The sequence below is a fragment of the Janthinobacterium darwini genome (genome assembly GCF_051380905.1).
In the GTDB taxonomy this organism is placed as follows: Bacteria; Pseudomonadota; Gammaproteobacteria; order Burkholderiales; family Burkholderiaceae_D; genus Janthinobacterium.
Genome location: NZ_JBNYXX010000002.1, coordinates 38,118 through 61,163, shown reverse-complemented (window position 1 = coordinate 61,163; position 23,046 = coordinate 38,118). Strand labels below are relative to the sequence as shown.

The 23,046-nt window shown below is 64.1% G+C and carries 19 protein-coding genes; 10 read left to right on the top strand and 9 right to left on the bottom strand.

What is annotated here, in order from left to right; genetic code table 11:
* The first annotated feature begins 16 nt into the window (after window positions 1-16).
* Window positions 17-844 (top strand): siderophore-interacting protein, encoded by an 828-nt coding sequence (locus tag ACQ4WZ_RS15715; protein WP_436573927.1) that lies wholly within the window; start codon window positions 17-19, stop codon window positions 842-844.
* 111 nt (window positions 845-955) lie between these two features.
* Here the strand turns inward: ACQ4WZ_RS15715 and ACQ4WZ_RS15710 are convergent, their stop codons facing one another.
* Window positions 956-1,540 carry a response regulator transcription factor gene (locus tag ACQ4WZ_RS15710; protein WP_101482703.1) on the bottom strand — a complete coding sequence of 195 codons (585 nt, stop codon included), beginning with the start codon at window positions 1,538-1,540 and terminating at the stop codon, window positions 956-958.
* A gap of 28 nt (window positions 1,541-1,568) precedes the next feature.
* The gene (locus tag ACQ4WZ_RS15705) at window positions 1,569-3,581 is read right to left on the bottom strand and encodes a sensor histidine kinase (protein ID WP_243857940.1); all 2,013 of its coding nucleotides are present in this window, start codon (window positions 3,579-3,581) and stop codon (window positions 1,569-1,571) included.
* Window positions 3,582-3,726: 145 nt separating this feature from the next.
* Between ACQ4WZ_RS15705 and ACQ4WZ_RS15700 the strand changes: the two genes are divergently transcribed.
* The 6 genes from ACQ4WZ_RS15700 (at window position 3,727) to ACQ4WZ_RS15675 (ending at window position 8,792) form a co-directional block, all read left to right on the top strand.
* Window positions 3,727-4,719, top strand: coding sequence for a TRAP transporter substrate-binding protein (locus ACQ4WZ_RS15700; RefSeq protein WP_101484717.1), 993 nt, complete (start codon window positions 3,727-3,729; stop codon window positions 4,717-4,719).
* A gap of 114 nt (window positions 4,720-4,833) precedes the next feature.
* Window positions 4,834-5,406: a TRAP transporter small permease gene (locus tag ACQ4WZ_RS15695; RefSeq protein WP_071075592.1), complete on the top strand. Its 573-nt coding sequence runs from the start codon at window positions 4,834-4,836 to the stop codon at window positions 5,404-5,406.
* Complete coding sequence (locus tag ACQ4WZ_RS15690; protein WP_101482701.1) at window positions 5,403-6,683, top strand: TRAP transporter large permease; 1,281 nt, start codon at window positions 5,403-5,405, stop codon at window positions 6,681-6,683. The genes ACQ4WZ_RS15695 and ACQ4WZ_RS15690 overlap by 4 nt, the downstream gene beginning before the upstream one ends.
* A 425-nt stretch (window positions 6,684-7,108) precedes the next feature.
* Window positions 7,109-7,609: a methylated-DNA--[protein]-cysteine S-methyltransferase gene (locus ACQ4WZ_RS15685; protein ID WP_133989347.1), complete on the top strand. Its 501-nt coding sequence runs from the start codon at window positions 7,109-7,111 to the stop codon at window positions 7,607-7,609.
* On the top strand, window positions 7,606-8,523 hold the full coding sequence (xerD, locus tag ACQ4WZ_RS15680) for a site-specific tyrosine recombinase XerD (RefSeq protein ID WP_180338532.1): 918 nt from the start codon (window positions 7,606-7,608) through the stop codon (window positions 8,521-8,523). Before ACQ4WZ_RS15685 ends, xerD begins: the two co-directional genes overlap by 4 nt.
* A gap of 80 nt (window positions 8,524-8,603) precedes the next feature.
* Window positions 8,604-8,792, top strand: a complete 189-nt coding sequence (locus tag ACQ4WZ_RS15675; RefSeq protein ID WP_436573926.1) for a hypothetical protein — start codon at window positions 8,604-8,606, stop codon at window positions 8,790-8,792.
* A 66-nt stretch (window positions 8,793-8,858) separates the two neighbouring features.
* On the opposite strand, the gene ACQ4WZ_RS15670 is transcribed toward ACQ4WZ_RS15675, so the two are convergent.
* Genes ACQ4WZ_RS15670 through ACQ4WZ_RS15660 form a run of 3 tightly spaced genes read right to left on the bottom strand, consistent with a single transcriptional unit; the run spans window position 8,859 to window position 14,341 of the window.
* Window positions 8,859-10,136 (bottom strand): TolC family protein, encoded by a 1,278-nt coding sequence (locus tag ACQ4WZ_RS15670; protein WP_436573925.1) that lies wholly within the window; start codon window positions 10,134-10,136, stop codon window positions 8,859-8,861.
* Window positions 10,123-13,224 (bottom strand): efflux RND transporter permease subunit, encoded by a 3,102-nt coding sequence (locus ACQ4WZ_RS15665; protein ID WP_436573924.1) that lies wholly within the window; start codon window positions 13,222-13,224, stop codon window positions 10,123-10,125. The genes ACQ4WZ_RS15670 and ACQ4WZ_RS15665 overlap by 14 nt, the downstream gene beginning before the upstream one ends.
* Window positions 13,217-14,341: an efflux RND transporter periplasmic adaptor subunit gene (locus ACQ4WZ_RS15660; RefSeq protein WP_133989353.1), complete on the bottom strand. Its 1,125-nt coding sequence runs from the start codon at window positions 14,339-14,341 to the stop codon at window positions 13,217-13,219. The genes ACQ4WZ_RS15665 and ACQ4WZ_RS15660 overlap by 8 nt, the downstream gene beginning before the upstream one ends.
* Before the next feature lie 240 nt (window positions 14,342-14,581).
* Between ACQ4WZ_RS15660 and ACQ4WZ_RS15655 the strand changes: the two genes are divergently transcribed.
* The gene (locus ACQ4WZ_RS15655) at window positions 14,582-15,262 is read left to right on the top strand and encodes a response regulator transcription factor (protein WP_133989355.1); all 681 of its coding nucleotides are present in this window, start codon (window positions 14,582-14,584) and stop codon (window positions 15,260-15,262) included.
* Window positions 15,255-16,652 carry a sensor histidine kinase gene (locus ACQ4WZ_RS15650; protein ID WP_436573923.1) on the top strand — a complete coding sequence of 466 codons (1,398 nt, stop codon included), beginning with the start codon at window positions 15,255-15,257 and terminating at the stop codon, window positions 16,650-16,652. The genes ACQ4WZ_RS15655 and ACQ4WZ_RS15650 overlap by 8 nt, the downstream gene beginning before the upstream one ends.
* Here the strand turns inward: ACQ4WZ_RS15650 and ACQ4WZ_RS15645 are convergent.
* From ACQ4WZ_RS15645 to ACQ4WZ_RS15630, 4 genes are all read right to left on the bottom strand, one after another.
* A complete protein-coding gene (locus ACQ4WZ_RS15645) occupies window positions 16,644-16,955 on the bottom strand; it encodes a hypothetical protein (protein ID WP_101482694.1) in 312 nt (103 codons plus the stop codon). The genes ACQ4WZ_RS15650 and ACQ4WZ_RS15645 overlap by 9 nt on opposite strands.
* Window positions 16,955-17,674 carry an MgtC/SapB family protein gene (locus ACQ4WZ_RS15640; protein WP_207781108.1) on the bottom strand — a complete coding sequence of 240 codons (720 nt, stop codon included), beginning with the start codon at window positions 17,672-17,674 and terminating at the stop codon, window positions 16,955-16,957. Before ACQ4WZ_RS15640 ends, ACQ4WZ_RS15645 begins: the two co-directional genes overlap by 1 nt.
* A 364-nt stretch (window positions 17,675-18,038) precedes the next feature.
* Window positions 18,039-21,167 carry an efflux RND transporter permease subunit gene (locus tag ACQ4WZ_RS15635; protein ID WP_436573922.1) on the bottom strand — a complete coding sequence of 1,043 codons (3,129 nt, stop codon included), beginning with the start codon at window positions 21,165-21,167 and terminating at the stop codon, window positions 18,039-18,041.
* Window positions 21,168-21,170: 3 nt separating this feature from the next.
* A complete protein-coding gene (locus ACQ4WZ_RS15630; protein WP_436573921.1) occupies window positions 21,171-22,403 on the bottom strand; it encodes an efflux RND transporter periplasmic adaptor subunit in 1,233 nt (410 codons plus the stop codon).
* A gap of 257 nt (window positions 22,404-22,660) precedes the next feature.
* Between ACQ4WZ_RS15630 and ACQ4WZ_RS15625 the strand changes: the two genes are divergently transcribed.
* The gene (locus ACQ4WZ_RS15625) at window positions 22,661-22,891 is read left to right on the top strand and encodes a hypothetical protein (RefSeq protein ID WP_436573920.1); all 231 of its coding nucleotides are present in this window, start codon (window positions 22,661-22,663) and stop codon (window positions 22,889-22,891) included.
* The last annotated feature ends 155 nt before the right edge of the window (window positions 22,892-23,046 follow it).

Sequence of the window (23,046 nt, the reverse complement as noted above, 5' to 3'; positions counted from 1 at the left end):
TTTACAAGGATAAGCAATGACTACCGCATCACCAGCAACACCACGCCCGCATGCCATCGAGCGCGTGCGCCACGACTTGAAACTGCGCGTATTGACCGTCGTGCGCACCGAGCAGCTGACGCCGCACATGCGCCGCATCACCCTGGCCGGCGACGACCTGGAAGGATTTGTCTCGCCCGCGCACGATGATCACGTGAAACTGTTCTTCCCCGCTCCGGGCGAGGCTACCCCCGTGCTTCCCGTGCTGGGCAACGGCGTTAACCCGATCCAGTACGCGCAAGGCGCGCGTCCCATCGCCCGCAACTACACGCCGCGCCGCTACGACGCCGAACGGCGTGAGCTGGAAATCGACTTCGTGCTGCATGGCGACGGGCCTGCATCGCTGTGGGCGGCGCAAGCCGCGCCCGGCCAGACCCTGGGCGTGGGCGGCCCGCGCGGCTCGATGCTGGTACCGTTCGACTTCGACTGGTATGTGCTGGTGGGAGACCAGACGGCCCTGCCGGCCATCGCCCGCCGCCTGGAACAGCTGCCGGCCACGGCGCGGGCGATTGCCGTGATCGAAATCGTCGAAGACGGCGAACAGATCGCGCTCGATTGCGCGGCGCAGCCGGACGTGCGCTGGGTGGCGCGCAATGGCCGCAAGGGGCCGCTGCTACTGCAAGCGTTGGCGCAAGTCGCCTTGCCGCAGGATGGCGACGGTTATGTGTGGGTGGCGTGCGAGCATGCGCAGGTGCAGGGCCTGCGCGGGCATTTCATCGACGCCGGCGTGCCGAAGCAGCATCTGCATGTGGCCAGCTACTGGAAGCATGGGGTGGAAGAGCACCATGAGCATCATGATGAGTGATGGTGGTGGTGTCGGCTTACGCGCGTTGCGCTAACCCGACCTACCCGACCTACATTGCAATGTAGGTTGGATTAGCGGCGCGCAAGCGCCGCGTAATCCAACATTGCTGCATTACTTCAACAATCCCGCCAGCTCCACCGCCGTCTTGACCTGCATCTTGTCGAAGATATGCGCGCGGTGGACTTCCACGGTACGCATGCTGATGCCCAGCTTGTCGGCCACCACTTTGTTCATCTTGCCCGCCAAAATCAGGTCCAGCACTTCGCGTTCGCGCGTCGACAGTGTGGCCAGGCGTGCGTGCACGGCGGCCATCTCGCCTGCCTGGCGCGAGTTGGCCAGGCCCTGCTGCACGCGGTCCATCAGGTCGTTGTCGTTGAACGGTTTTTCAAAGAAATCGAAGGCGCCCCGTTTCAGGCTGTCGACGGCCATCGGCACGTCGCCGTGCCCGGTGAGGAAAATCACGGGCAGGCGTGCCGTCAGGTCGCGCTTGACCAGCTGGTCGAACAGGGCGATGCCGTTCATGTCGGGCATGCGCACGTCGAGCAGCACGCAGTCGCCGGCGGCGTCGAAGCTGCCGTCAAGGCTATCGAGGAATTGCTGGGCGCTGGCGTAGATGCGCGCGTCGATGCTGCGCGAGGCGGCCAGCCAGGACAGGGAGTCGCGTACGACCTCTTCGTCGTCAATGATATGTAGCATGGTGTCTCCGGCTTGTCGTTGTTGTCGCTTAGTGCGGCGCGCGCGGCGCAGCCGGCACGCTGAATGTAAAGATAGTACCGCCAGCGGGGTTGGCGCTGAAGGTCAGCGCGCCGCCGTGAAATTCGATGGCGGTGCGGCAGATGTTCAGGCCCATGCCCATGCCTTCGGACTTGGTCGAGAAAAACGGTGAGAATAACCGCTCGGCCACGTCCTGCGGGATGCCGTGGCCATGGTCGATTACGTCCACCGTCACCATGCCTTGCTGCGCATCGTGGCTGGCCCGCAGGCGCATGATACGCCGTCCGGGCGCCGCATCCTGCATGGCCTCGATGGCGTTGCGCGTCAGGTTCAGCAGCACTTGCTCGATCATCACGGGATCGGCGCGCAGCAGCGGCAGGTCGGCAGGGATTTCTTCCTGGATGGTGACATAGTATTTGCGCGCCTGCAGGTCGATCAGCGCGCGGATGCCGTCGATCAGCGTGCGGATGGCGATATCCTGGCGCTGCGGTTCGCTCTTGCGCACGAAATCATGCACGCTGCGGATGATCTGGCCGGCCCGCTGCGCTTGTGCGCCGGCCTGCTCCAGCGCCGGCTTCAGGGTGTTCGGATCGACGGGCGCGCCATGCTCGATCGCGCGGCGGATCAGGTTCAGCGCGCCCGTGGTGTAGCTGGAGATGGCCGCCAGCGGTTGGTTCAGTTCATGCGCCAGCATCGAAGCCAGTTCGCCCATGGTCGCCAGGCGCGAACTCGTTTGCAGCTTTTCCTGCTGCTGGCGATTGAGTTCCTCGACCCGCTTGCGGTCCGAGATGTCGAGCACGGAGCCCATCCAGCCTGTCTGCTGGCCGTTCTTGTCCACCAGCGGCGCTTCGAAGATCAGCACGGGCACGCGCGTGCCGTCCGGGCGCTGAAAATAGGTTTCGAACTGCGGCGTGGGATTGCCGGCCAGCGCCTTGACGAAGCGCTGCTGGTATTCCTCCAGTGCTTCCGGCACCCAGTAGGGCATGGGCGGCAGGCGGCCCAGGATTTCCTCGGCCGGATAACCGACGATCTGGCAGAACGCTGGATTCACATACGTGACGCGGCCTTCCAGGTCGCGCGCGCGCATGCCTGTCACCAGCGAGTTTTCCATCGCCGTGCGGAACAGCATCTGCTGGCGCAGCGCCCCTTCGGCCACCAGGCGGCGCGAAATATGCCGCCACAGGGCAAGCAAGCTCCACAGCAAACCCAGCGACAGGGCGATGACGGAGCCGACCAGTAAATTGGGCAGCAGCTTGGGCTGGCTTTTCACGCTGTCTGTAAACAGGATGATGGTGGCACCGGGCACGTCGAGCGCGCGCTTGTGCGTGTACACGCCGTGACCGGGACCGGCGGCGGCGCGCCGCGCCAGCACCTTGTCGTCGCGGTCGATCAGCGAAATCTGGTTATCCTGGGCGAACCACCACGGCACCATTTCATCGAGCAGGCTGCTGATCTGGTAGGTTGCCACCAGGCTGCCCACATAGCGCTGGCCATCGAACAGGGGCTGGTGGTAATCCATCAGCATGGCGCCTGGCGGCGCGTCGGGAAAACCGCTTTGCTGCGAAGGCTGGGCATATTGGCCCCGGTGCAGGCGGCGCGCATTGTCGGCTGCCGTCAGCGAGGCCGGGGAAAACGCCAGGGCATGCGGCAGGCTGTTGTCGCTGGTGGCCAGTACCTTGCCGCTGGTGTCGAGCCACAGCACACGCTGCAATTCGCGGCCATTGCGCAGCATCTGCTGCAGCCGTTCGTGCACTTTTTCCGCGCCCAGCGAGGCGCTGGCGATATCCACGCCCAGGTTGAACAGGCTTTCCTCGTTGCGCGCTAACTGGAAGCGGATGGTTTGCTCCACCCACAGGGTATCGGCGATCAATTGCTCCTGGCGCTCGTTGCTTTCCATCTGGCGCGCCTGCCAGGGTAGCCAGAACAGGATGGACAGGAACAGCAGCAGCAGGATGACGGGCAGCAGCCAGCGCATCGGGCTCGATAGCTTGAAGCGGCGCGCAAGGGTGGGGGGAGTCGGCATGGCTGGCAGGGTAGCGGCTTATCGGGAGCCGGCTATTGTGGTTAACCACAATAGCCGGGGCTGTTTCTTTGGCACAATATCCAAGTAGACAAATAATAAAGTTTTTTAAAAAACCACTCAGGAGACAAAAATGCAACTGCCACAAATGAAAACCCTGTTCGTCGCGCTGTGCGCAGCCATCGGCGCCACTGCCGGCGTACACGCCTACGCGCAAGCCCCCATCGTCATCAAGTTCAGCCACGTCGTGGCGACCGATACGCCAAAAGGCCAGGCCGCCGAGCGCTTCAAGCAACTGGCTGAAAAAGCCACGAATGGCAAGGTCAAGGTCGAACTGTACCCGAACAGCCAGCTGTACAAGGACAAGGAAGAACTCGAAGCGCTGCAGCTGGGCGCCGTGCAAATGCTGGCGCCATCGCTGGCCAAGTTCGGCCCGCTGGGCGTGAAGGAATTCGAAGCGTTCGACCTGCCCTACATTTTCCCCACCAAGACGGCGCTGTACAACGTCACCGAAGGCGAAATCGGCAAGAGCCTGCTGAAAAAACTGGAACCCAAGGGTATCACGGGCCTGGCCTACTGGGACAATGGCTTCAAGGTGATGTCAGCCAACAAGCCGCTGCACAACCCGGCCGACTTCAAGGGCCTGAAAATGCGCATCCAGTCGTCCAAGGTACTCGACGCGCAAATGCGCGCGCTGGGCGCCAATCCGCAAGTGCTGGCCTTCTCGGAAGTGTATCAGGCGCTGCAGACGGGCGTGGTCGACGGCACGGAAAATCCGCCATCGAATATGTACACGCAAAAGATGCATGAAGTGCAAAAGCACGTGACCGTATCGAACCATGGTTACCTGGGCTATGCCGTCATCGTCAACAAGAAATTCTGGGATGGCTTGCCGCCCGATATCCGTGGCCAGCTGGAAAAAGCCATGCGCGAAGCGACCACGTTTGAAAAAGCCATCGCCCAGCGCGACAATGACCAGGCCCTCGACGCCATCAAGAAAGCGGGCAAGACGCAGATCTATACCCTGACGGTGCAGGAACAGGCCGAATGGCGCAAGGCGCTGGCGCCCGTGCAGAAGGCCATGGAAGGGCGCATTGGCAAGGATCTGATCTCGGCCATCAACAAGGAAAGCGCGAAGTAAGCGTTTGCTGCGCCTCTTGGCGCGGCTGGCAGGGCATCCCCTGTCGTTCCGTATCACCGGCACCTGCGCGTCCTGCGCGGGTGCCTGCGTACCCGCATTCTTTGAAAGTCCACTATGAAATTTCTGGATCACCTGGAAGAGTGGCTGATCGCGTCCCTGATGGGCGCCGCCACCTTCATCATTTTCGTCGCGGTCGTGCACCGCTACCTGGCAGGCTTGCCGATACCGGTCGTGCAGGACTTCCTGATACAAATCAATACCAGCTGGGCCCAGGAACTGTGCATCTACATGTTCGTCTGGATGGCCAAGTTCGGCGCCGCGTATGGCGTGCGCACGGGCATCCACGTGGGCGTCGACGTCTTGATCAACCGCATGAACCCCCGCTGGCGCGACCGTTTCATCGTCTTCGGCCTGGGCGCCGGCGCCCTGTTTACGGGCATCGTCGGGACCCTGGGCGCCAGCTTCGTGTGGTCGATTGGCCACACGGACCAGACTTCGGCCGACATGGAAGTGCCGATGTGGCTGGTCTACCTGGCCGTGCCGCTCGGTTCCTACCTGATGTGCTTCCGTTTCCTGCAAGTCATGGTGCATTTCATCAAGACGGGCGCCTTGCCCAAACACGACCATTCGCATGTCGAAGGCCTGGAAGAAGAATTGACGGCTGAAGAAAAAGGAGCCAAGGCATGAACGCGCTGATCATTTTTGTGTTGCTGCTGGCGCTGATGCTGACCGGCATGCCGATTTCCATTTCGCTGGGCCTGACGGTGCTCACGTTCCTGTTTACCATGACCAGCGTGCCCATCGAATCGGTGGCCCTGAAGATTTTCACGGGTATCGAGAAATTCGAGATCATGGCCATCCCCTTCTTCATCCTGGCGGGTAATTTCCTCACGCATGGCGGGGTGGCGCGGCGCATGATCAACTTCGCCAGCTCCATGGTGGGCCACTGGCATGGCGGCCTGGCGCTGGCTGGCGTGATGGCGTGCGCGCTGTTTGCCGCCGTCTCCGGCTCCAGCCCCGCCACCGTCGTGGCGATTGGTTCCATCATCCTGCCGGCCATGGTCAAGCAGGGCTATCCACGGGGCTTCGGTGCCGGCGTCATCACCACCTCGGGCGCGCTGGGCATCCTGATTCCTCCGTCGATCGTGATGGTGATGTATTCCGTCAGCACCAACACCTCCGTGGGCAAGCTGTTCATGGCGGGCGTGATTCCCGGCATGATGCTGGCGATGCTGCTGGGCTTGACCACCTGGTTTTTGGCGCGCAAGAACAACTATCCGCGCATGAAAAAAGCCAGCTGGACGGAACGCTTCGTGACCTTCAAGAAGAGCGCCTGGGGCCTGCTCCTGATCGTCATCGTCATGGGCGGCATCTACTCGGGCGCGTTTACGCCCACGGAAGCGGCCGCCATGGCTGCCGTGTACGCTTTCATCATTGCCGTCTTCGTCTACAAGGACTTGAAGATCAAGCAAGTGGGCAAGGTCTTGCTCGACTCGGCCGCCATGTCGGCGATGTTGTTGTACATCATCACCAATGCCGTGCTGTTCTCGTTCCTGATGACCAGCGAAAACATCCCGCAAGCGATGGCCGAGTGGATCACGGGCAAAGGCCTGGGCGTGATCAGCTTCCTGCTGGTAGTCAACGTGCTGCTGTTGTTGGCTGGTAACGTCATGGAACCATCGTCGATCGTGCTGATCATGGCGCCGATTCTGTTCCCGGTCGCCATGAAGCTGGGCATCGACCCTGTGCACTTCGGCATCTTGATCGTGGTCAATATGGAGGTGGGCATGTGCCATCCGCCCGTGGGACTGAACCTGTACGTGGCGTCCGGCATCACCAAGATGGGCATTTCGGAGCTGACCGTGGCCGTGATGCCATGGTTGCTGACGATGCTCGCCTTCCTGGGCTTGATTACCTACGTACCACAAATCTCGCTGTGGCTGCCAAATTTAATTTACAACTAAAACAGTTGTCCCCGTCATGGTGCAAAAAAAGTCGATCCTGCCGAATAAATGCGCTATGATGGGCAGCCTTAAGGGGAAACACGTATATGCATATACGCCCTGGTAGCAAGGCTGAAATACAGAATTGGCAACAAGGTTGGTGGGGGAGTGGTCTATAAAAACGGTATTGATACCGGGGATATATTGAGGAGACACACGTTTCACAGAAGTTGTTGAGTCATCGCTGTCTGCCGCAACAAGCCGGCACCGGCGGACCCAAACGACCGGGAACGTGAAGCAATATTTGAAGCGCACCGACTGGTGCGCTTTTTTTTCGTGCGCGGGAAACGTCCGCCGGCACGCCCAAAGTCGGTGCATAATTCCCGTGGCGCTGTACCCAGCGCCGGCGGGTTGTATATATGCCACACTTGAATAATGATCAGCAGATGAAAAAACAACAGGGCAGTGAGCTGTTCAGTGCCATCGTGGCAGCCCCGTTTGGCGCCATGGGTGTGCGTGCGCAGGACGGCCAGTTGCGCGAACTGGTCTACCTGCCGCCGCACTTCGACGAGAAGGCGCCGCAGGATGCCGTCTCCGAGCGGGCGTGCCAGCAACTGGCGCGTTACTTCCGCGATCCCGATCATGTCTTTGACTTGCCGCTGGCCGCGCTGGGCAGCGCCTACCAGCAAGGCGTATGGGCGGCGATCGCCGGCATCCCGCGCGGCCAGGTGCGCACGTATGGCGACGTGGCGCGCCTGATCGGCTCCGCGCCGCGGGCCGTGGGCCAGGCATGCGGCGCCAACTGGTATCCCGTGGTGATTCCGTGTCACCGGATCACGGCCGCTGGCGGCCTGGGCGGCTTTGCCCACCATGACGATGCCAGCGGTTTTCATCTGGGCGTAAAGCGCTGGCTGCTGGCACATGAAGGCGTCGAGGGTTACGCATGATGAACAGCTTGCTGGCGCCGGACAACGCCACCCTGATCGATGAATTCTGCGACAGCCTCTGGCTGGAAGACGGCCTGTCGAAAAACTCGCTGGATGCCTACCGGCGCGACATGCGTCTGTTTTCGCGCTGGCTGGAAGTGGCGCGCCCCGGACGCGAGGGCCTGTATGAGGTGTCCACGGCCGATATCGAAGCGTATTTCGCCGCCCGCCACGAGGAGAGCAAGGCCACGTCGTCGAACCGGCGCCTGTCCGTGCTCAAGCGCTTCTACCAGCTGGCCTTGCGGCAAAAGCATATCGCTGCCGACCCGTGCCTGAAGATGGTTTCGGCCAAGCAGCCCGCGCGCTTCGTGCATACCTTGAGCGAAGCGCAGGTGGAAGCGCTGCTGGCGGCGCCGGACGTGAGCACGCCGCTGGGCCTGCGCGAGCGCACGATGTTGGAGCTCATGTACGCGAGCGGCTTGCGCGTGTCGGAACTGGTGGACTTGAAATCCGTGGAGCTGAGCCTGAATGATGGCGTGCTGCGCATCACGGGCAAGGGCAGCAAGACGCGCCTGGTGCCCTTCGGTGAGCAGGCGCGGCTGTGGATCGAGCGCTACCTGAAGGAGGCGCGCGGCGTCATCCTCGATGGCCAGATGGACGATGCGCTGTTCGTCACGCGGCGCGGGGGCGCCATGACGCGGCAAATGTTCTGGGTCATCATCAAGAAACACGCGCTGAACGCCGGCATCACGGCACCGCTGTCGCCGCACACCCTGCGCCACGCGTTCGCCACCCATTTGCTGAACCATGGAGCGGACTTGCGTGTTGTGCAATTGTTACTGGGGCACTCCGATATTTCCACCACGCAGATTTACACACATGTGGCCCGCGAACGGCTGAAACTGCTGCATGCGCAGCATCATCCGCGAGGCTAAACATTTGGTGTTTGGTCCAATTACGTCATAATGTGCCTTATGTGCTTATCTGTAACATCTAAAAACTAAAGAGGTAGTAAATGGCCAAGACAAATTTCCAATACGAAAAACGGCAAAAAGAGCTGGAAAAGAAGAAGAAAGCCGAGGAAAAAGCCAGGCGCAAGCTGGAAGCGAAGAACAATCCCAAGCCGGCCGATGGCAGCGAGGGCGATGAGCCGGAAGCGGACGACGCCGATGACGCTAACGACGCGCCAGCTCAGCCGCAGTAATTCCCCGTTCCTGATGACCGGTGCGGCATCGCCGCGCCGGCATCTCCTCGTCCTACCTTCTACCCGCTATAAGCTCGGCCGCTGGCCGATCGCCAGTTGCAGCTGCGTGCTGGCGATGGCGGCATCGGCGCGCGCCTCTACATAGCCCTGATAAGCGTCATCGGCTGAACGCTGTGCCGCCAGCCATTCCAGCAGCGACGCATTGCCTTTGACGTAGGACAGGCGCATGCCGTCCACCACCTTTTGCGCATCGACCAGTACGCCGTCACGGTAGCGCGCCAGCCTGTCCTGCGCCGCACGCAGCTGGCGCTGCGCCGTGCGCACTTGCGTCTCCGCTTGCAGTTCCGCCTGGCGCAAGGCCAGCATCGCTTGCGTGACGCCCGCCTCCGCCTGCACCACGTCGCCCTTGTCGCGCCGCGACAGGGGAATGGGGATGGCCAGCGACAGGCTCAATGCGCGTGAGCGGGGTGACCCATCGACGGGATTGCCGCTGCCATCGATGCCGTCATGGTAGCCGCGCGCGGCGGCAAGGCCCAGCGTGACGGTGGGATCGACGGACCGGTTGGCGCGCACCAGCGCCGCGCCGTCGCGCAGATTGTCCAAGGTGGCGCGGGCAATGCGCACGTCGCTGCGCGCGTCGAGCGCCTGCGCCACCAGTACGCTGGCATCCTTGTTCTCATACGCGGCGAAGTCGCATGCCAGCTGCGCGTCCGGAAACAGCGCATCGAACTGGCGCCCCAGCGGCGGCGACAGGGCCAACATGGCACTGTCCGCCTCGCTGCGCGCCTGTGCCAGCTCGGCCTGGAACTGGTCGCGCTCCACGCGCGACTGCAGCAGCTCGATGCCGCCCACGTCGCCTGCCTTGCGCCGCACGGCGTTCGCTTCCACCACCGTCGACAGGGCCGCCATGGTCTGTCGCTTGCGCGCGGCGACTTCGCGCGTGCGGCACGCTTCCGTGAACGCGGCGGCGGCGGTGCCATACAGTTCGCTCCTGAAGCCAGCCACCGTCTCCTCGGCCAGCGCGACATTGCTGTGCGCCGCTTTCAACCGCGCAGCGCGCTTGCCGCCCGTCTCGATGGCCATGCTGATGGCTGGGTTCCATGTGATGGGGCGGTGCTCGACGCTGCGCACGGTTTCGCGCGTGGCGCCCAGGGTGAATTCGGGATCGGGACGCAGGCCGGCGATGCCGATGCCCGCCTTGGCCGAGGTGATGCTGGTCTGCTGCGCCTGCAGTTCCAGGCTGTGGCTTTCCACTGCGGCCAGATAGGTCTCGAAGCTCAAGGGGGCGGCAATGGCGCCGGGCGCGATCAGCCAGGCCGCCAGCAGTACATTAAAACGTGTCATGGTTCACTCCTTTGTCTGTCAGGCGTTTTTGCAGGTGCGCCTCGATCAGGTAATACAGGGACGGCAACAGCAGCAGGGTCAGTGCCGTCGCCGTCACCAGCCCGCCCACCACCACGGTGGCCAGCGGGCGCTGCACGTCGCTGCCCAGGCCCGTCGCCAGCATGGCGGGCGTCAGGCCCAGGGCGGCCACGGTAGCCGTCATCAACACAGGGCGCATGCGGTCGCGCGCGCCTTCCAGCACGGCCTCGCGCAGGCTGCGGCCTTCGTCGGTGCGCAATCGGTTGATCTGCGCCAGCATCAGGACGGCATTCAATACCGCCACGCCGAACAGGGCGATGAAGCCCACCGCGCTCGACACATTCAAGGTCATGCCGCGCAGGTGCAGCGCGGCAAGGCCGCCCAGCATGGCCAGCGGCACGGCCAGCAAGACCAGCGCGGGCTGGCGCAGGTTGCGGAACTGGCCAAACAGCAGCAAGAACATGGCGCCCAGGGTCATCGGCAAGATCAGGGCCAATCGGCTTTGCGCGCGCTGCAGGTTTTCGAACTGGCCGCCCCATTCGACGCTGATGCGCTGGTGCTCGTTGGCCACGGCTTGCGCCACCAGGGGACGCGCTTCGGCCAGGAAGCCGGCCAGGTCGCGTCCACGGGCATTCAGGCGCACGATGATGTGGCGCCGTCCCATTTCGCGCACGATGACGCTTTCGCCCGAGGTGGTGCTGATGCTTGCCACCTGCGCCAGCGGAATCCTGGCGCCATTGGCGGCGGTGAGCATCAGTTTGGCGACGGCGTCCGGGTCGGAGCGCGCGGCGGGCGGGAAGCGTACGGCGATGTCATAGCTTTTCTCGCCCACGTAGACCTGGCCGATGGGCGCGCCGCCGATGCCTGTGGAAATCAGGTCGGCCACGTCGGCCGCGTTGATGCCGTAGCGGGCCGCCTTTGCCCTGTCCAGTTCCACTTTCAGGTTCGGCAGCGGCGGCTCCACGTCCACAGCCACGTCGGAGGCGCCATGGACAGTCTTCAGGACATTGGCCACCTTGCTGGCGATGGCGCGGACTTCATCGAGGTCATTGCCGAAGATTTTCACCGTCAGGTCGCTGTGCGCGCCCGATAATTTATCCTGCACGCCATCGATCATCGGCTGCATGAAGGCCACCGTGACGCCTGGCATGCGGGTGAAGCGCTCGTTCATTTTTGCGATCAGCTGCTGCTTGCTCAGGCCCGATTTCCAGCTCTTGTACGGATGCAGGCCCACGCTGGCCTCGATGTGCGACGGCGTCCAGTAATCGGTGCCGTCGTCGTTGCGCCCCGTCTGCGTGACGATGGTCGACACTTCAGGGAACTCCAGCGCGGCGCGGCGCAGTTCACTGGCCATCTCGGATGCCTTGTCCAGGGTGATCCCGGGCGGCATCTGTACCTGCAGCCATAGGGAACCCTCATCGAGATAGGGCAGGAAGTCGCGCCCTATGCCCCCGCCCAGGACGGCCAGGCCCGCCAGCGAGGCGGCGCACACCATCGCCACCCAGCGCTTCTTGCCCACCATGCGCTCGAGGAAGCGGCCATAGGCGGCCGCCAGCTGTTCCAGCACGCGGTGATGGAAGGTGCGGCGCGGCTTGCGCAGGGCCAGCCAGGCCAGGCCCGGAATCAGCACCAGCGCCACCACCAGCGCGCCCACCAGCGCCGCGCCCACCGCATACGCCATCGGCGAGAACAGCTTGTATTCGATGCGCTGGAAGGCGAACAGGGGCAAGTAGGCGGCGATGATGACGGCCATGCCGAACATGATGGGGCGCGCCACCTGCAGGGTCGCCTCGATGGCGTCCTGCAGGGTGAGGGGCCGATCCTGCTCGCGCTCGCGGCGGCGCAGCATGTTCTCCAGTACCACCACGGAACCATCGACGAGGATGCCGAAGTCGATCGCCCCCAGGGATAGCAAATTGGCGGGAATTTTAAAATGGTGCATGAAGATGAAGGCGATCAGCAGTGCCAGCGGTATCGTCAGCGCGACGATGGCGGCCGCGCGCGGACTGCCCAGGAACAGCAGCAGCACCAGCGCGACCAGCAGCATGCCTTCGCCCAAGGTATAGCTGACCGTGTGCAGGGTGGCGTCGATCAGCGAGCTGCGGTCCAGGTAGGGCACGACCTTGACGTCCTTCGGCAGCAGATTGTCATTCAAATCGTCCACCGCCGCATGGATGCCTGCCAGCGCCTCGGACGGATTGAAGTCCTTCAGCAGCAGGGTGATGCCTTCGATGGTGTCGGGATTGTCATCCTTGCCAAGGATGCCGCGTCGCTCCACGTTGCCGTAGGCGAGCTTGCCCAGGTCTTTCACCAGCACGGGTACGCCGTTCTTGCTGCTGACGACGACATTGCCCATGTCGTCGAGCGAGTGCAGCAAGCCCACGCCGCGCACGACGTACGATTGCTGGCCGCGGTCGATGACGCTGCCGCCGCCGCTGATGTTGTTGGCGTTGATGGCGTCCTTGACCTGCGCCAGCGAGAAGCCGTAGCTGTCCAGTTTTGCAGGATCGAGTTCCAGCATGAACTGTGTCGTCAGGCCACCGAAATTGCTGACGTCCGCCACGCCGCGTACCTGCTGCAGGCGCGGGATTACGCTCCAGAACTGCAGCTCGGACAGTTCGCGCAAGGACCGCGTTTTCGATTCCAGGGTGTAGCGGTAGATCTCGCCCGTGGGTGAAGTGTAGGGATCGAGCCCTGGCTTGGCATCGTACGGCAGGTTCACGCTGGCGAGCCGTTCCTGCAGCCGTTCGCGCGTGAAGTAGCCATCGCTGCCATCCTCGAACACTACCGTGATCAGCGACAGCGCGAACAGGCTGCGCGTGCGCAGCACATGCATGCCCGGTGTGCCCATCAGGGCGCGCTCCAGCGGTATCGTGATCTGTTGCTCGATTTCCTCGGCGCCCAGGCCCGGCACCTGCGTGACGATTTGCGAGGTGACGTCGGCGATGTCGGGATAGGCTTCGATGGGCAGCTGCTTCCAGCAGTAGACGCCGTAGGCGGCGACGAACAGCAGTACCAGCCAGACGATGCCGCGCCGCTGGCAGCAGGTGGCGATGAAACGGTCAATCATTGAGCAGCACTCCTTCCTTGACGACGATGCGCTCGCCCGCCTTCAGGCCAGCGAGGATTTCCACCTGCCCGCCATGGCTGGCGCCCACTTCTACCGTGCGAGGCGAGAAGCGCAGCGGGCCGCGTTCGACCATCACGCGCGTCGACGGCCCGCTTTGCAGCACGGCGGACGCTGGCACCAGGATGGCGCGGCGGCTGGCGCCGGAAAACAGCGCGTGGGCGAACATGCCCGGCTTGAAGGTGGCGGCACGGTTATCGATGGCTACGCGCACTTTCACCGTGCGCGTCTCGGGATCGAGCACGGCGCCCACATACGCGACCTTGCCTTCGAAAGCCTTGCCGGGCCAGGCATCGACGGTGATGCGGGCTGTCTGGCCCACGGCCACCTGCGCCAGGTCCCTTTCAGCCACGTTGGCCGACAGCCACACGGTGGACAGGTCGGCCACCGTCATGACGGGGGCGTTGATATCGTTCCAGTAGCCGCCCTGGGCACCGTCCATGGCGATCACGCTGCCGGCAATGGGCGAACGCAGGACGTAGTCGCGGCGCGAACCGCGTGCGCCGGCACCGTACTGGGCCAGCTTGTCGGCGCTGGCCTGTGCGTCGCTGGCGGCCTGGTCGTAGGTCGCCTGGGCCGATTCGTACTCCTTGCGTGCAGTGATCTCCGCCTCGAACAGGGTCTTCTGGCGCTGCAGTTCCTGGCGCGCCTGCAGCAGGGCGGACTTCGCCTTGCTGTCGTCCGCGTAGGCGGCGCTCAGTTCCGCCGAGTCCAGGGTGAACAGCGGGTCGCCCGCCTTGACGCTGTCGCCCAGGGCGCGTTGCAGCCGCGTGATGCGGCCGGCCAATGGCGGCGTGATTTTCACCATTTTTTCCGGCATGGCTTCGATGCTGCCCGGCGCATCCGTCTGCGTGGCGATGTCCTGTTCCAGTACGGGCGCGATCTGCAGGCGCTGGCGCAGCGGCGACATCTTGTCGACGGCGATACTGCCATCGTCCAGATGCGTCGCTTGGGTCTGCGGTATGGCCGCTGGCGTCGGTTTGGCGCAGCCGGCCAGGGCCGAGCAGGCGAGAGCGAGCGCGCAGCTGGCGCCCAGGGCGTTGCGGGTGGTCGTGTTCATCCCGTGTTTCCTTGTTATTGATGGTGAGGGGCATGCGTGGATGCCGTGCCCAGGGGGCGGTCAGAGGGGGGCGCAGCTAGCGTCACAAGAACGGGGTCACTACAGCGCCGGGAAAGCATAGCAATGCCGTCCTGAAGAAGCGCCCAAGTTCGCCTGAATCATTCTTCAGGTTCGGTGCGCGTACGGTACGGCGCGGTAAAATGCCAGCATGGAAAACACGGTGCAATGGGAAAGGCGGGCATGAGAATTCTTCTGGTGGAAGACGACCGCAAGGCGGCGCGCCTGCTGGCGCGTGGCTTGCAGGAAGAAGGCTTTGTGGTCGACGTGGCGCACAGCGCCGAGGAAGGCGAGGATGAAAGCTACGCCGTCGATTACGACCTGATCGTGCTGGACTGGATGTTGCCAGGCAAGCAGGGCATCGATTTTTGCCGCGACTTGCGCGCACGCGCCATCCAGACGCCCGTGCTGATGCTCACGGCGCGCGACGCCACGGCTGACCGGGTGGCGGGCCTGAACACGGGCGCCGACGATTACCTCACCAAACCGTTCGAATTCGAGGAACTGCTGGCGCGCATCCGCGCGCTGCTGCGCCGCTCCGACATCAGCCGCCCGCTGGTGCTGGCGCTGGCCGACCTGACGCTCGATCCTGTCAGCCACCAGGTGATGCGCGCCGGCGCGCCGCTGGTGCTGACCCCCAAGGAATATGCGATTCTATTGATCCTGCTGCGCCAGGCGGGCGAGGTGGTCAGCCGCGCGCGCCTGGCCGAGCAGATATGGCAGGCGGACCTGATCGGCATCGACAACCTGATCGATGTCCACGTGCGCAACTTGCGGGGAAAAGTGGATGCGCCTGGCCTGCCGCCATTGATCCATACGGTGCGCGGACGTGGTTTCCGCCTGGCGGAAAACAGCGGTGGCTAGCTTTCGCAAGCGCCTGCTGCGGGTGCACCTGGCCGTCATCGTCGCCATCGTTGCCTGTACCGCGCTGGCCGGCTACTGGGGGCTGTCGCGCGCCGTGCATGGCCAGCTGGATGCGGCCCTGCTGGCGCTGGCCGAAACGGAAATGGCCATGCTGCCGGCCGCGCCGCGCCAGCCCGTGCAGGTGCACGAGGTGGCGTCGGGCCTGGCGCCGCCGTCGTTGATGCGGCTAGACCGCCTGGTGCAGATCATCGATGGCGAAGGCCGCGTGCTGGCGCGCAGCCGCAATCTGGAGGCGGCGCAGCTGCCGGCGCCACCGGCCCTGCTGGCGCGCCTTGCGGCTGGCGACACCGTCTTTGAAACCTTGCCCAAGTTTGGCGAGGAGCCGCTGCGCATGGTTTCCATCCCCGTACTCACACCCGGTTCGCGCCTGGCGGTGCAGGTCGCAGGTTCGCTCGACGACGTCAACCACGTGCTGGCCGCGGCCACCGTGCTGTTTGGCGCCATGGCGCTGGCCTTGCTGGCGGCCGTGGGCCTGGCAGGCGAAATGCTGACGCGCCGCGTGCTGGGCGCCATCGACGACGTGGTGCGGCAGGCGCATTCGATCGGCGAGGCCAGCCTGCACCAGCGGCTGCCGCATTCCGGCACGCAAGACGAGATCGGCCGCCTGGTCGATACCTTGAACGCCATGCTGGACCGCCTGGAGCACGGCTACGATGCGCAGCGCCGCTTTACGGCCGACGCCTCGCACGAACTGCGCTCGCCCCTGTCGCGCCTGCGCACGGAAATCGAAATCACCCTGCGCCGCCCGCGCGAGGCGCCCGAGTATGTCGATGCGCTGGCGTCCTGCCTTGATGAAGTGCAGCGCCTGACGACGCTGGTGGAAGAATTGCTGATGCTCACGCGCCTCGATGCGGGCCAGGAGCGCAATGCCGTGGAAACCATCGCACTCAATCCGCTCGTGCGCGCGGCCGCGCAGCGCCTTGAAAAGGCGGCAGCGCAGCGCGGCATCCGCATTGTCTTCGATGAAGGCGTGGCCGTGCACGCGCGGGTGGCTGCCGGCCCGGTGGACCTGGTGCTGGCCAATCTGCTGGATAACGCCGTGAAGTTTTCGCCGCCCGACAGCGTTATCAGCGTACAGGTGTCGCGCGATGGCGAGCATGCGCTGGTGGGCGTGGCTGATGCGGGACCGGGCATAGGCGTGGAAGACTTGCCGCATCTGTTTGAACGTTTTTACCGGGGCGCCCAGGCGCGCGCGGGCGAGGCGCCCGGCTTCGGCCTGGGCCTGGCCCTGTCGCAAGCTATCGTGCACGCATACGGCGGCAGTATCGAGGCGCAGAACCGCCCGGAGGGCGGCGCGCTGTTCATCATGCGCCTGCCCGCTTCAAGCTGACGGCGCCACGCCTTCCCAGCGCACCTGCCGCACTTGCGGCCAGGCGCCCGCGCGGTTGACGAAGCGCACCAGCACGGCGCGCTGCACGGCCTGGCACAGCACCGTGGCGATCAGGCGCACCACCTGGCGGGCTTCGTCCCAGCTGCGCAGCATCTGCGACGGCGCCAGGCCCGCTCCCTTGAGTTCTGCCAGCAGCAGGCGCACCACGTGGTCGGCTTGCGCCGCAGGGCAGGTGACGGTCAGGCGGTAGGTTGCCACGACAGGACCGCGCCGGGCAAACCAATGGAAGAATTTTTTCATCATCACACTCCCCGCTCGGCGACAAATTCCGCATTGTTGACCAGCGCCCAGCGCACGGCCGAGACGCTGCCTTCCAGGCTGACCTGGCTGACGATCTGCTCCAGCAATCCCAGGCTGGACAAGGGTGTGAGCAGGTCGGCGCGCACTTCGATGCGTCCCGCCTGCGCGGCGTCTTCGCTGTGCAAGGATTGCAGCATCAGCGCCGGCATGCCGCTGATTAAGCGCAGCATCAGCTTGCGCACCTGCACTTCCTGCTCCGCCTCGCACACGGCCGTGACGCGGTAGATGCTTTCCGTCTCGATGCCCGCTTCGCTGCCGTGGGCGTTGATGCGTTGCGCCAGGTGGCGCAGCACCAGGTTGGCGACCAGCACGAAGCCCGTGCCGATGGCCGCTTCCAGCGCGAAACCGAGTCCGCACAGCACGCCGATGGCGGCCGAGCACCACAGGGTGGCTGCCGTGTTCAGGCCGCGCACCGTCATGCCTTCGCGCATGATGACGCCTGCGCCAAGAAAGCCTATGCCCGACACTACCTGCGCGGCGATGCGCAGATGGCCGTCGGGATCGCCTTCGAGCACGGAGACCATCACGAACAGCGAGGCGCCGACGGACACCAGCGCGTTCGTGCGCAGGCCCGCCATGCGCTGGCGCAGCTGGCGTTCGGCGCCGATCATGGCCCCCAGTGTCAATGCTGCGGCAACGCGCAGCGCAAAGTCAAATACCACCATCAGTTTCTCCCGGCTGGGGAGGAACAGGCGAGTGCAAGGGCGAAGACAATTCGCCCCGAAAGGGGGCAGCAGACGATAACGGTGGAACGATGAGGAGGGAAGTGGCGGCGAATGTACATCGCCGCTGGTAAAACCGCACCTTGCCATGGGCAAGGCGGGCGGAATGCGCGCGTCTTGCCTAAGGCCGATCGCCGATGGTCAATCGACTACTGTCACTGGAACAAGCACCCACGAGTCACTCCATATCATTGATAACGGGGGACAGTCTAGCCAGTGGTGCCGCTTTGGTCAACTGAAGCTCTCTTCAGGAAGCCGCCGCGTCGTCCCCGCCAATGCGGGGACGGTGAAGGCGACCGGTCAATCAGTGGGCGTGTGCTTTGCCGTCGTCGGTGGCATCCGCGTGGGCATGCTCGCCGCCGCCGCTGCCGCCGAAAAAGCGCGCGGCGCGCTTGCCCAGGCTGTCGAGGTAGGTGTAGGCGACGGGCACCACCACCAGGGTCAACAGAGTCGAGGTGATGACGCCGCCAATGACGGCGCGGCCCATCGGCGCCTGCGATTCACCGCCGTCGCCCATGCCGATGGCCATCGGCAGCATGCCGAAGACCATCGCCAGTGTCGTCATCAGGATGGGGCGCAAACGCACTTGCCCCGCTTCCATCAGCGCTTCGAACTGTCCCAGGCCTTCGCGCTGGCGCTGGTTGGTGAAGTCCACCAGCAGAATCGCGTTCTTGGTGACCAGGCCCATCAGCATGATGAAGCCGATCACGGAGAAGATGTTCAGGGTGCTGCCCGTAATGAGAAGGGCCAGCAGCACGCCGATCAGGGACAGCGGAAGGGACACCATGATGGCGATCGGCTGCAAAAAGCTGCCGAATTGCGAGGCCAGCACCAGGTAGATAAAGATCACGGCGATACCCAGCGCCATCATCGCGCCGCCCATTGTTTCAGCCATCTGCTGCGCATTGCCGGCCACATCGAAGCGCACGCCCGGCGGCAGGTCGATGGACTTGATGGCTTTCTGCACGTCGGCGTCGACGTCTCCGGCAGGGCGGCCCTGCACGCCCGCATAGATGGCCACCCTGCGCTGCAAGGCCTGGCGTTTCAGCACCTGCGGGCTGGACGACGGCACGAAATCGACCACCTGGCGCAGCGGAATCATGACGGGCTTGCCGTTCGCGTCAAGCTTGCTCGACGCCAGCGACAGGTCGGCCAGGTCGGCCACCTTTTGCCGGCCCGACTTTGGCAGCTGCACGTTGACGTCGTAGTTTTGCCCGTCGGACGCCAGCCAGTGGCTGACCGTGTCGCCCGCCACGAACGGACGCAGGGCATTGCCGATCTGCTGCACCGACAAGCCCAGGTCGCTGGCCAGTTCGTTGTTGATCTTCACCGTGGTCGACGGGTTGGCGCCTTCCTGGCTGTATTCCATGTCGGCCAGGCCCTTGATGGTGCGCATCTTGTCCATCAGGCGGTGCGCCACTGCATCGAGCTTGCCTTCGTCGGTGCCCAGGATGGCGATGAAAATGGGGCGGTTGCCGACCGACAGGGTGATGCCGGCAATCGGCGCCAGGCGTTCGCGGATCAGCTTTTCCAGTTCCTGCTGCGAGCGGCGCTTGTGCGTCTTGATATCTGTCAGCTTCAGGTTCACTTCGGCTGCGTTGCGTCCATCGGGCGTGCCGATATTGGCCACCAGGCTGTCGATTTCGGGGAATTCCTTCAAGGCTGCTTCCACCTGGCGCACTTTGGAATCCGTATATTCAAGGCTGGAGCCGACGGGCGTCTTGAAGCGCAGATTGACCCAGCCCTGATCCGTTTCCGGGAACATCTCGCCGCCGATCATCGGCACGAGCATCAGGCTGCCCACGAACAGGGCCACGGCGGTGGCCAGCGTCGTCTTGCGCCAGCGCAGGGCCACTTTCAACACCTTGCCGTACCAGACGTGCAGGCGGTCGATGCCCGTCTCTAACCAGGCCATGAAGCGGCCCAGCCACGGCGCATACTTGAAGCGGTCCTTGACGGGATCGCGCCAGACGGACGACAGCATGGGGTCGAGCGTGAAGCTAACGAACAGGGAGACGAGAACGGCGACGGCGACGGTGATGCCGAACTGCAGGAAGAAGCGGCCGATGATGCCGTCCATGAAGGCGACGGGCACGAACACGGCGACGATGGCGAACGTGGTAGCCATCACGGCCAGGCCGATTTCATTGGTGCCGTCGTTGGCCGCCTTGTAGTGATTTTTCCCCATGCCCAGGTGACGCACGATGTTTTCGCGCACCACGATGGCGTCATCGATCAAGAGGCCGATGCACAAGGACAGCGCCATCAGGGTCAGGAAATTCAGCGTGAAACCAAACGCCTTCATGGCGATGAAGCTGGCCAGCACGGAGATCGGCAGGGTCAGGCCCGTGATGATGGTCGAGCGCCACGAGTGCAGGAACAGGAAGACGATCACCATGGTCAGCACGGCGCCTTCGATGATGGTGCGCTTGACGTTATTGAGCTGGCTTTGCACGCGCTCCGATTCGTCGTCCAGCACGCGCAGCTTGATATCGGGCGGCAGGGTCTTTTGCAGGTCGGCCGCCACTTTCAGAATGCCTGTGCCCACTTCGACCACGTTGGCGTCCTGCACCTTGGTGATTTCCATGGTCACGGCTTGCTGGCCGTTCATGCGCGAGATTGACAGCTCTTCCTGCTCGCCGTCGACGACGGTGGCCACCTGGTCGAGGTAGACGGGGCCGACGGCGCGGCGCGCGACGATGATCTTGCCGAATTCGCGCGCATCCTTGATCTTGCCTTCCACGCGCACAAGCTGTTCGGCCGCGCCATGGCTGATGGAGCCGGCCGGCAGGTTGGTATTCGTCGCCTGGATGGCGCGGATGACTTCATCGACGCCGATGCCCTGGGCATTGAGTTCGATGGGCTTCATGCTGATGAGGATCTGGCGCGCGCGCAGGCCGCGCAGCTTGACCTGCCCCACGCCGGCCACGCCCTGGAAGCGCTTGCTGATGATCTGCTCCGTCATGGTCGACAGCGAGCGCAGGTCATGCCCGGTCGAGGTCAGCACGATGGTGGCGATGGGGCGCTCGTTGTCGCCTTCGGCGCGCGCGATGAACGGGTCCTTGGCTTCCTTCGGGAAGCGCGGTCGCACCAGGGCCACCTTGTCGCGCAAGTCCTGCATGGCCTTGTCCATGTTGGTCGACAGCTCGAATTCCAGGTAGACGCCGGCGCGTCCTTCCCACGAGTTGGCGCGAATGGTCTTGATGCCGCTGACGGTGTTGACGGCGTCCTCGATAGGGCGCGTGATGTCGTTTTCCACCGCTTCGGGCGAGGCGCCCGGGTAGTTCACTTCAATGGCGGCGAACGGGAACTGCACGCTGGGCATGCTTTCCACGCCCAGGCCCCGGTAGGAGAAGATGCCCAGCACCACCAGCGCCACCATGACCATGGTGGCGAAGACGGGGTTTTGAATACTGACTTTGGTCATCCACATGGCTTAATCCTTCCGTGCCAGCACGGCTGCCGGCGCGGCGGGCGCGGTGGCTGGCGCGGCGAAGGTCACGCTGTGGCCCGGCTTGACGCCATCGAGTTTGGCGATGATGACTTTCGCGCCCGGCACCAGGCCGGACGTCACTTCCGCATAGCCTTCATCCTCGTTGCGCAGTCCCAGCGTGACGGGCTGGGCGACCACCTTGTTGTTCACCAGCGCATACACCACGTGGCCCTGCTTTTCATTGCGCACGGCCGTCAGGGGCACCAGCGGCGCCACGATTGATCGTTCGGTAACGATGCTGCCCTTGGCGAACATGCCGCCGCGCAGCGCGCCATCGCCATTGTCGACGGCGATGTAGACCAGCATGGCGCGCGAGCCGCTCTCGGTGGTGGGGTTGATGCGCGTGACCTTGCCGGCAAAGTCGCGCGCGCCGAAGCCGTCGACCTTGAAGTGCACGTCCTGGCCCAGTTTGATGCGGGGGATTTCCGCGCTGGGCACGGGCGCTTCCAGGGTCAGCTGCGCCAGGTTGACGATGGTGTAGACGGGCATGTCGGGCGAGACTTTTTCGCCGGCCTGCAGGTGGCGTTTGCTGACGATGCCGGCCATCGGTGCGCGGATCACCGTGTCGGCCAGCGCGATGCGGGCGATGTCGACCATGGCGGCGGCGGCCTTGACGTTGGCGCGCGCCAGGTCGACCGAGTTTTGCGTGGTGTCATAAGCCGTCTGCGAAATGTATTTTTGCTTCAGCAACGCCTGGCTGTTCGCTTCATTCTTGGCTGCCATGGACAGGCGCGCCTGCGCTTCGTCCAGCATGGCTTGCTGCTGCGTCAGGCGGGCGCGCAGGTCGGCCGCATCCAGGCGCACGAGGATTTGCCCATTGGCCACGGGCTGGCCTTCCTGCAAGGTCGTTTCCTCGATGACGCCGGAAACCTTGGCCTTGATGGTGGCCTGGGTCACGGGCGCCAGCGAACCGGACAGAGGCAGGCTGATGGCCAGCGCGCGCGCATCGATGGCGGCTACGTCGCCCTGCGCCAGTTCATGCACGGGCGTCTTGGCCTGTTCCTTCTTTTTGCTCGCTTGCAATTCGGCAGCCTTGGCGGCCTGCTGCTTCGACTGCATCACCGTCCAGCCGCCGCCGGCCAGGCCCAGTACGACGAGGATCAGCACGGGGGTGCGCCAGCGCCGGCGGCGCGTGGCGGCAAGGGGAGAGGCGGGGGGCAGGGTCTCGTTTTTCATAGATTTTTTTCAGGAGCGGCGCAGGGGCTCGGCGCCAGGTCTCGGTACGGACCCGGCCTGTCGCTGGCCGGGGGGAATTCGGGTAGCGCATCACCGTGGCGGCCGCAGGCAGCACGCCTGCCGCTGCGGCCGTTCACGGCGATGCGCATGTTGCCACTTTAGGAAGAATCAGCTCCGGCCGCCATCGCCGTGCGACAGATTGCACAAAATCGGGGCTGGAATGCAAAAAACGGCGACCAAAGACCACTGCGGCATGGATGCCGGGCTATCCGGCCTGGCTGTCGCTGACGGCCATCCGCGACAGCCAGGGGCAATTGAGCAATGACCTGGCCATACTCAACGATTTCAGTGAGCGCAAGAAAAACGGGGAGCACGCGCGCCACCTGGCCTCGCACGATGTCCTCACCGACTTGCCGAACCGGGTGGCAGGAAGCCTGCCGGCGCGCGCGCCTGGCACGATGCGGGCCATGCCTGGCGCTAGGCCGTGAATCTGTCGACGGCGCAATGCCTGCACAATAATTTATTGCTCAGTGTACAAAATGCGCTCGCCGTGTCGGGTCTGCCAGCCGGCTGTTTGGAACGGGAAGTGACGCGGTGGGTGCCAGGCTGGCCATCGACGACTTAACGGCGCAGCAGCTGGCGC

Excerpts from the sequence above, each read along its gene's own strand:
- ACQ4WZ_RS15715 (WP_436573927.1), top strand. The coding sequence starts at position 17 with ATGACTACCGCATCACCAGCAACACCACGCCCGCATGCCATCGAGCGC.
- ACQ4WZ_RS15710 (WP_101482703.1), bottom strand. The coding sequence starts at position 1,540 with ATGCTACATATCATTGACGACGAAGAGGTCGTACGCGACTCCCTGTCC.
- ACQ4WZ_RS15705 (WP_243857940.1), bottom strand. The coding sequence starts at position 3,581 with ATGCCGACTCCCCCCACCCTTGCGCGCCGCTTCAAGCTATCGAGCCCG.
- ACQ4WZ_RS15700 (WP_101484717.1), top strand. The coding sequence starts at position 3,727 with ATGAAAACCCTGTTCGTCGCGCTGTGCGCAGCCATCGGCGCCACTGCC.
- ACQ4WZ_RS15695 (WP_071075592.1), top strand. The coding sequence starts at position 4,834 with ATGAAATTTCTGGATCACCTGGAAGAGTGGCTGATCGCGTCCCTGATG.
- ACQ4WZ_RS15690 (WP_101482701.1), top strand. The coding sequence starts at position 5,403 with ATGAACGCGCTGATCATTTTTGTGTTGCTGCTGGCGCTGATGCTGACC.
- ACQ4WZ_RS15685 (WP_133989347.1), top strand. The coding sequence starts at position 7,109 with ATGAAAAAACAACAGGGCAGTGAGCTGTTCAGTGCCATCGTGGCAGCC.
- xerD (WP_180338532.1), top strand. The coding sequence starts at position 7,606 with ATGATGAACAGCTTGCTGGCGCCGGACAACGCCACCCTGATCGATGAA.
- ACQ4WZ_RS15675 (WP_436573926.1), top strand. The coding sequence starts at position 8,604 with ATGGCCAAGACAAATTTCCAATACGAAAAACGGCAAAAAGAGCTGGAA.
- ACQ4WZ_RS15670 (WP_436573925.1), bottom strand. The coding sequence starts at position 10,136 with ATGACACGTTTTAATGTACTGCTGGCGGCCTGGCTGATCGCGCCCGGC.
- ACQ4WZ_RS15665 (WP_436573924.1), bottom strand. The coding sequence starts at position 13,224 with ATGATTGACCGTTTCATCGCCACCTGCTGCCAGCGGCGCGGCATCGTC.
- ACQ4WZ_RS15660 (WP_133989353.1), bottom strand. The coding sequence starts at position 14,341 with ATGAACACGACCACCCGCAACGCCCTGGGCGCCAGCTGCGCGCTCGCT.
- ACQ4WZ_RS15655 (WP_133989355.1), top strand. The coding sequence starts at position 14,582 with ATGAGAATTCTTCTGGTGGAAGACGACCGCAAGGCGGCGCGCCTGCTG.
- ACQ4WZ_RS15645 (WP_101482694.1), bottom strand. The coding sequence starts at position 16,955 with ATGATGAAAAAATTCTTCCATTGGTTTGCCCGGCGCGGTCCTGTCGTG.
- ACQ4WZ_RS15635 (WP_436573922.1), bottom strand. The coding sequence starts at position 21,167 with ATGTGGATGACCAAAGTCAGTATTCAAAACCCCGTCTTCGCCACCATG.
- ACQ4WZ_RS15630 (WP_436573921.1), bottom strand. The coding sequence starts at position 22,403 with ATGAAAAACGAGACCCTGCCCCCCGCCTCTCCCCTTGCCGCCACGCGC.
- ACQ4WZ_RS15625 (WP_436573920.1), top strand. The coding sequence starts at position 22,661 with ATGCCGGGCTATCCGGCCTGGCTGTCGCTGACGGCCATCCGCGACAGC.